Origin of the sequence: Magnetospirillum fulvum MGU-K5 (genome assembly GCF_000442515.1) — a bacterium.
Classification (GTDB): Bacteria; Pseudomonadota; Alphaproteobacteria; order Rhodospirillales; family Magnetospirillaceae; genus Phaeospirillum; species Phaeospirillum fulvum_B.
On sequence record NZ_AQPH01000105.1, the window covers coordinates 1 to 7489 of the forward strand.

Here is a 7489-nt window from a genome sequence, read left to right on the forward strand (position 1 = left end):
GCCCTGCTTTTTTATTCCCCGGTAAAGATCGGGGCGCGTTTTTCCCGGAACGCCCGTACCCCTTCGGCATAATCATGACCGTCATAGACTTTGCGGCGCAGGCCCTGGACCCGTTCGAACATCCGGGGCGTGATCGCATGAGCCGAGGCGAGCACCCGCAATTCCTCCTTCATCACCGCAATCGCCAGCGGGGCCAGCTTGGCGATGCCACGGGCCATTTCGGCGCAGAAATCGGTGATTTTCTCTGCCGGTTGCAGGTGATTGACGATGCCCAGGGTCAGAGCGCGTTCGGCGCTGATCGGTTGGGCGCAGAACGCCATTTCCTTGACCGCGTGCAGATTGGTGGCGTTGATGAAGGTCAGCAACCCAACGATGTTATAGGGGATGCCCAGCTTGGCCGGAGTAATGGCAAAGCTGGAGTCCGAGGTTGCCACCACGATATCGCAGGCCAGCACCATTTCGAAGGCACCGCCCCATACCCCGCCTTCGACCAGGGCGATGATCGGGGCGGGGAATTCCTCGATCGCGCGGATCACCACCCGGAGCGGATCGCTCCATCCCAGCGGGTCGCGGTGGCTGTGGGGCAATTCCGAGATATCGTGTCCGGCCGACCAGACCCGGACGCCGGGTTCGGCCCGGAGGATCACCGCGCGGGCCTTGGCGGCGCGGGCTTGCTCCAATCCGGCTAAAATATCCTCGATCATCGCTTCGCTGAGGACGTTGCGCCGCTCCTGGTTCGCCAGGGTAATAGTCAGCACATGTCCGGTCTGCTCGATGTGGGTCAAGCTCATCGCGGTTATTCTTTCCTGCCAGATGGGGGGGATTGGCCGGTCTAATCGTGACGGCTGCTGGTGCGCCGGTGGTAGCGGCGACGATAGTGCGACGGATCGTTCCATTCGTCGTTGTCGCCGCTGTCGTCATCGTCGAGACGTCGGGCATAGAGTTTGACCACGCCGACCAGCAGCAGCGGCGGGAGCACGACGATAATGATCCGTCCGACCATGTTGATAAAGGTCGTCCGATCGGTTTCGATGACGATGCTGTTTTTGCAATCGTAGCGTTGTTGGAAGGTGCCGGCGCAATCGTTCATCCGCTCCTTGACCGAGAGGGAGCTGTGATTTTCGACTTCGCCGGTGGGAATCGTCAGAAATTGGGACCACAAAGCCCAGCAGATCCACACGCCGCAGACGGTGACGAGTCCCGTCTTGTGCAGCGTCGGGCGTTTCACCTTTGGCCCCCGTTCTCCAATCGCAGCAACGCCGCCTTGGTTTCGGTTCCGTCGATGCCGGAATAGCCGCCCAGGCTGCCATTTGCACCGAGAACACGGTGGCAGGGAACGATAATGGGAATGGGGTTGCGGCCACATGCCCCGCCAACGGCGCGCGGGCCGCTTCCCAGGGCCGAAGCGATCTCGCTGTAGGTCCGCGTCTCGCCAAACGGAATCGCCGTCAGCGCGGCCCACACGCGCTTTTGGAACGGTGTTCCCTCGGCCGCCAGCGGCAGATCGAACCCGGATTTCAGGCGTCCGTCGAAATAGGCTTCCAATTGGTCGCGGGCGCGCAGCAACAGCGGGGTTTCTTCCGCGTCGGGGAGCCAGCCCCAATCGAGAGCGACAATCGCGCCGTCTTGTTCGAACAGCGCCAGCGGACCGACGGGCGAGGTAAACGACAAATGAGCCATATCAATAGAGTAACCCAAAGCGGAGCCGCTCTCAAAGCCTCCTTTCGATAGGGTTCCAAGGGCTGTGCCCTTGGCGGGTGTGGGCAGAGCCCACAAAATTTAGGGACTAAGATGCTCCCTCAACGTCGATTCGTCCTCAACCGGGGCAAGACAAAACGGTCCGCGGCAGACCTGGGCCCGCGGCTTGCCCGGCTGATGATCGCGAATCAGCATCAGGGGGCTGTGTCCGCTTTTGAGCGCGGTCCGCATCAAGGCGGCGGCGGCTGGGCTTTCGCTCGGGCCTGAAATCGTCACCTTCAGCGGATGATCGAGCAGATGGTGGACATCGAGGAAGACCGCCATCGTCGAACCATGATCGGGCAGGGCGGCGGAAAAAGCCGCCAGCACCGCCAGGGCGCGGTCGTGCCACACCGTTTCCCCGCTGGCCAGCCACATCAACGCCAGGGCTTCGGCCATCGCGCCATTGCCCGAGGGCACGACGGAATCGAAAAAGGGCTTGGCCCGAACCGGAACGTTTTCGGCATCGATGGCCGAGAGGAAATAGCCGCCGCCGCTCTTGTCCCAATGGTAGCGGTGGGCGCTGTCGAGCCAAATCCGCGCCTGGTCGAGGAAGCTCGTTTCTCCGCCGCAGGTATAGAGCGCGATTGCCGCAATCGCCATATGGGCATAATCGTCGATCAGCCCGACCGGACCGACCCGACCGGCGCACCAGACATGGGCGAGACGGCCGCCGGGTAAGGCGGCATTCGCGGTGACGGCGGCAAAGGCGGTCCGGGCGGTTCGGATCCAGTCCGGCCGTTCGAAGGCCAACCCGGCTTCGGCCAGGGCGCGGATCGTCATGCCATTCCAGTCGGTCAGAATTTTGTCGTCGCGGGCGGGGCGGGGGCGGGTGGCGCGGTGGGCCAGCAGCAGCGATTTGGCTTCGTCCAGCCCGTTCTCGTCGCCATTGCCGTGGAGATGGTTGCGGTGAAGGATGGCGCGGCCTTCCCAGGTGCCGCCGGGACGGACATCGTAGAGGCTGCGAATCCGGGCGGCGAGGGCAGGGGGCAGCGCCGCGTCGATCTCTTCGACGCTCCAGGTATAGAACGCGCCTTCTTCCCCATCGCTGTCGGCATCAAGCGCGGCGGCAAAGGCGCCCGTCTCGTCGCACATTTCCCGGCGCAGCCAGGCAATCGCCTCGGCCAGTGTGGTGCGGTAGAGCGGGTTGCCGGTGCGCCGCCAGACCTCGGTCAACAGGCCGATCAACTGGGCATTGTCGTACAGCATTTTTTCGAAATGCGGCACGATCCAGGCGGCATCGGTGGCATAGCGCATGAACCCGCCGCCCAACTGGTCGCAGATGCCGCCCCGACACAGGTGATCGAGCGTCAGGATCACCTGTTGACCCAGACGCGGATCGGCCCCGGCCAGCGATGACCGCCACAGAAAGCGCAGCAATGCCGGTTGTGGGAATTTGGGCGCGGAGCCAAACCCGCCATGAACCGGATCGGCCAGTCGCAGCATCGCTTCGGCCACCTCTCGGCCTGTTTCGGGCGCGATGCCTTCGCCACCGGGAGACAGGGCCAGGGGGGCGAGGGCGGTTTTCATCTGGTCGGCCTGGGTGGTGATCGCGCTGTCGTCACGGTTCCAGGCGGTGGCAATTCCGTCCAGCACCTCGGCGAAGGAGGGGCGGCCATAGCGCCGTTCGGGCGGGAAATAGGTGCCGCCCCAGAACGGCACCGTGTCCGGGGTCAGGAACAGCGTCAGCGGCCATCCTCCCGGCTGCCCCATCATCGCCAAGGCGTGCTGATAGACCGTGTCGAGATCGGGCCGTTCCTCACGATCGACCTTGATCGCAACAAAGCCCTGGTTGATCCGGGCGGCGATGGCGGGATCGCGAAAGCTTTCGTCGGCCATCACGTGGCACCAGTGACAGGCGGAATAGCCGACCGACAGCAGGATTGGCCGGTTGCTCTGTTTCGCTTCGGCCAGGGCTTCGTTCCCCCATATCTGCCACGCCACCGGATCGCTGGCATGGTGGCGCAGATAGGGGCTGGTCTCTTCGGCGAGACGGTTGACCGGCATTTAAGGACTCTCCTTTCGGACGTCGCTGGCGGCGGCGGCTTGGGCTTCCCATCTCAAGCGTCGGGGCCGCGATTGCGCCATTTGGGCTCTAGGCTTAGTTTGGGTCTCGGGCCGCTGGCGACAAGAGCGGTCCTTCCCCACGACCCGCCCGGATCGGAGCCAGCATGAAGATCACCGTCGACGTGGACTGCACCCCGGAAGAATTGCGCACCTTTCTCGGTCTGCCCGATGTCAGGCCGATGCAACAGGCGCTGATGACCCAGATTCAGGACAAGATGGAATCGAGTCTGAATGCCGCCGATCCGGAAACGATGTTCAAGGTCTGGCTTCCGGCCGGGGTCCAGGGGATGGAGCAATTACAAAAGCTGTTCTGGTCGCATTTCGCCACGTCCGGCGGCCGTCCCAAGGAGACCTGACCCGTGACTTCGTCTGTCGATTCCGAGCTTTATTTCCGTCTGCATGTCTTTGTCTGTACCAATCATCGCGGCTCTGGTGCTGCCCGTCCCGGCTGCGGCGCGCACCAGGCCGACGAAGCCCGCGATCATCTGAAACGCCGGGCCAAGGCGCTCGGTCTTAACGACGTGCGGGTCAACAGCGCCGGCTGTCTGGGTCGCTGCGAGTTGGGGCCGCTGCTGGTGGTCTATCCCGACGGGATCTGGTACCGCTTCGATACCCTTGCCGACATCGATGAAATTCTGGAAACCCATCTCGGCCGGGGCGGTCGGGTCGAGCGTCTGCTGCTTCCGCCCGACGCCCAGCCCGTCCTGACGGCGTAATGTCGGCGATGAATGAGACGATTTATGCCCTGGCCAGTGGAGCCGGGCGTGCCGGAATCGCGGTGTGGCGGCTGTCGGGGCCGGGCAGTGCCGACGCCCTGCGCGCCCTGACGGGGCGTGATCTGCCGCCGCCGCGCCGGGCGGTTCGGGCGGTTCTCACCAGCGATGATGGCGATCCGATCGACGACGGTCTGGCCCTGTGGTTTCCCGCCCCGGCCAGCTTTACCGGCGAGGATGTCGTCGAGCTACACCTTCACGGCGGCCGCGCCGTGGCCCAAGCCCTGGGGCAGGCCCTGGGCGGTTTGGGGCTACGTCCGGCCGAACCGGGTGAGTTCAGTCGTCGCGCCTTTGCCAATGGCAAGATCGACCTGACCCATGCCGAGGCGATTGCCGATCTTGTCGCCGCTGAAACCGCGGCGCAGCGGCGTCAGGCTTTGCGGCAGATGGACGGTGCCCTGGCCGTGCTGATCGAGGATTGGCGGCGACGGCTGGTGTCGATTCTGGCCCGGCTGGAGGCGGCGATCGACTTCGCCGAGGAAGACCTTCCCCCCAGCCTGATCGAGCTGACCCGGACCGAAGCGGCGGCGCTGGCCGCCGATCTGGCCACCCATCTTGCCGATCATCGCCGGGGCGAAATCCTGCGCGACGGGCTGCACATCACGTTGCTGGGCGCGCCCAATGCCGGGAAATCCAGTCTGCTGAACCGGCTGGCCGGGCGCGAGGCGGCGATTGTCTCGGCCGAGGCGGGGACAACCCGCGACGTGATCGAGGTGCATCTCGATCTTGGCGGCTGGCCCGCGATCCTGGCCGACACGGCTGGTCTGCGCGAGGCCGAGGGTCAGATCGAGGCGGAAGGGGTGCGCCGTGCCCTGGCCCGGGCCGGGGCGGCTGACCTGAAACTGGCGGTGTTCGATGCCGCCTTGGTTCCGGTTCTGGACGATTCCACCCGCGAGGTGATAGACGATTCCACCCTGGTGGTGTTGAACAAGCGCGATCTGGCTCACGCGCCGCTCCCCGCGACGGTGGCGGGGCGTCCGGCGATTGCGGTATCGGCCAAAACCGGCGACGGTCTTGACCAGCTTGTTGGCTGGATCGAGGGCGAGGTGCAGCAGCATTTTGCGGTCGGACCGGCTCCGGTGCTAACCCGGGCGCGGCATCGGGCGGCGGCCGAAGCGGCTTTTGTCGCTCTGTCCGGCTTTGATCCTTCGGTCGATCTTGGCCTTGCCGCCGAATCGCTGCGGGCAGCGGCAACCGCTTTGGGTCGGATCACCGGCCGGGTTGAGACCGATGAGGTGCTGGGCGCGATCTTCGCCGAGTTCTGCATCGGCAAGTAATTTGGATCAGAAAGGTGTGTTTCACGTGAAACAGACGCTCGAACGGGGCCGGGTCGATGTCGTGGTTATCGGCGCCGGTCACGCCGGATGCGAGGCCGCTGCCGCAGCGGCGCGGGTTGGGGCGACAACAATTCTGGTGACCCAGCGTCTCGCCACCATCGGTGAGATGTCGTGCAATCCGGCGATTGGCGGGCTGGCCAAGGGTCAGTTGGTGCGCGAAATCGATGCCCTGGATGGGGTGATGGGACGGGTGATCGACCGCGCCGGGATTCAATTCCGGATGCTCAATCAGGCCAAGGGACCGGCGGTGCGCGGTCCTCGTGCCCAGGCCGACCGTGCCCTGTATCGCAAGGCGATGCGCGCGGTTCTGGACGAGGTCGCCGGGCTGACCCTGCTCGAAGGCTCGGTCGAGGATCTAATCGTCGAACAGGGCAGGGTGGTTGGGGTCACTCTGGCCGATGGCCAGGACATCGCCTGTGGCGCGGTGGTGATCACCACCGGGACGTTCTTGCGTGGGATGATCCATGTCGGAACCAAGACCTGGCCTGCCGGTCGGGTCGGCGAGTCTCCCGCACTGGGACTGGCGGCGGCGCTGGAGCGTCTTAACCTGCCGCTGGGACGGCTGAAGACCGGCACCCCGGCCCGGCTGGACGGGCGGACGATCGATTGGGCTTCGCTGGAGATGCAAGCGGGCGATACGCCGCCTCGGCCGTTTTCCTTCCTGACCGAGGCGATTACCACCCCGCAAATCGCCTGTGGCATCACCGCGACGACGCCCGAGACCCATGCGATCATCCGGGCCAATCTCGACCGTGCCCCGATCTATTCCGGCCAAATTACCGGAACCGGGCCGCGTTATTGCCCCAGTATCGAGGACAAGGTGATCCGCTTTGCCGACCGCGAGCGGCATCAGATTTTCCTCGAACCCGAAGGTCTCGATGACCCGACGGTCTATCCCAACGGCATTTCGACCTCGCTGCCCGAGGATGTGCAGAAGGCGATGATCGCCAGCATTCCCGGTCTGGAACGCTGCGTGATGCTGCGGCCCGGCTATGCGATCGAGTACGATTATGTCGATCCCCGCGCCCTGCATCGCTCGCTCGAACTGCGCGATGTGCCGGGCCTGTATCTGGCCGGACAGATCAACGGTACCACCGGCTATGAAGAAGCGGGGGCCCAGGGGCTGATCGCTGGGATCAATGCCGCCCGCGCCTGTGGTGGTCAGGCTCCGCTGATCCTCGACCGCGCCGATGCCTATATCGGGGTGATGATCGACGATCTGGTCAGTCTCGGCACCAGCGAACCCTATCGGATGTTCACCTCGCGGGCGGAATACCGCTTGCTGCTGCGGGCCGACAATGCCGACCAGCGCCTGACCCCCAAGGGGATCGCGGCGGGCTGTGTCGGCTCGATCCGGGCCGAGGCCTTTGCTGCCCGTTTCGCGGCGCTGGAGCAGGGCAGGGCGTTGTTGAAGGGACTGTCCGCCTCGCCGACCCAACTGGCACGGGCCGGGCTGGAGATCAACCAGGATGGGGTGATTCGCTCGGCCTGGGATCTGCTGGCCTATCCGACTCTCGATCTGGCCCGGCTGACCGGGGTCTGGCCAGAGCTGGCCAGCCTCGATCCTGGTCTGGC

The 7489-nt window shown here is 64.9% G+C and carries 8 protein-coding genes; 4 read left to right on the forward strand and 4 right to left on the reverse strand.

Features of this window, described 5'->3' with window-relative positions:
* Window positions 1–11: 11 nt before the first annotated feature.
* The 4 genes from scpB to K678_RS16365 form a co-directional block, all read right to left on the reverse strand.
* Window positions 12–791 (reverse strand): methylmalonyl-CoA decarboxylase, encoded by a 780-nt coding sequence (gene scpB / locus K678_RS16350; RefSeq protein WP_021133589.1) that lies wholly within the window; start codon window positions 789–791, stop codon window positions 12–14.
* Between the two features lie 41 nt (window positions 792–832).
* Window positions 833–1228 carry a hypothetical protein gene (locus K678_RS16355; RefSeq protein WP_021133590.1) on the reverse strand — a complete coding sequence of 132 codons (396 nt, stop codon included), beginning with the start codon at window positions 1226–1228 and terminating at the stop codon, window positions 833–835.
* Entirely contained in the window at window positions 1225–1680 is a 456-nt protein-coding gene (locus K678_RS16360) for a methylated-DNA--[protein]-cysteine S-methyltransferase (protein ID WP_021133591.1), read from the reverse strand. Before K678_RS16360 ends, K678_RS16355 begins: the two co-directional genes overlap by 4 nt.
* Window positions 1681–1779: 99 nt before the next feature.
* Window positions 1780–3744 (reverse strand): thioredoxin domain-containing protein, encoded by a 1965-nt coding sequence (locus K678_RS16365; RefSeq protein WP_021133592.1) that lies wholly within the window; start codon window positions 3742–3744, stop codon window positions 1780–1782.
* 164 nt (window positions 3745–3908) lie between these two features.
* Between K678_RS16365 and K678_RS16370 the strand changes: the two genes are divergently transcribed.
* From K678_RS16370 to mnmG, 4 genes are all read left to right on the forward strand, one after another.
* Window positions 3909–4160 (forward strand): DUF6489 family protein, encoded by a 252-nt coding sequence (locus K678_RS16370; protein WP_021133593.1) that lies wholly within the window; start codon window positions 3909–3911, stop codon window positions 4158–4160.
* A 3-nt stretch (window positions 4161–4163) separates the two neighbouring features.
* Window positions 4164–4520 carry a (2Fe-2S) ferredoxin domain-containing protein gene (locus tag K678_RS16375; protein WP_021133594.1) on the forward strand — a complete coding sequence of 119 codons (357 nt, stop codon included), beginning with the start codon at window positions 4164–4166 and terminating at the stop codon, window positions 4518–4520.
* A gap of 8 nt (window positions 4521–4528) precedes the next feature.
* On the forward strand, window positions 4529–5854 hold the full coding sequence (gene mnmE, locus K678_RS16380) for a tRNA uridine-5-carboxymethylaminomethyl(34) synthesis GTPase MnmE (protein WP_039853608.1): 1326 nt from the start codon (window positions 4529–4531) through the stop codon (window positions 5852–5854).
* Window positions 5855–5879: 25 nt separating this feature from the next.
* On the forward strand, window positions 5880–7489 hold a 1610-nt coding region (mnmG, locus tag K678_RS16385; protein ID WP_021133596.1), incomplete at its 3' end, for a tRNA uridine-5-carboxymethylaminomethyl(34) synthesis enzyme MnmG.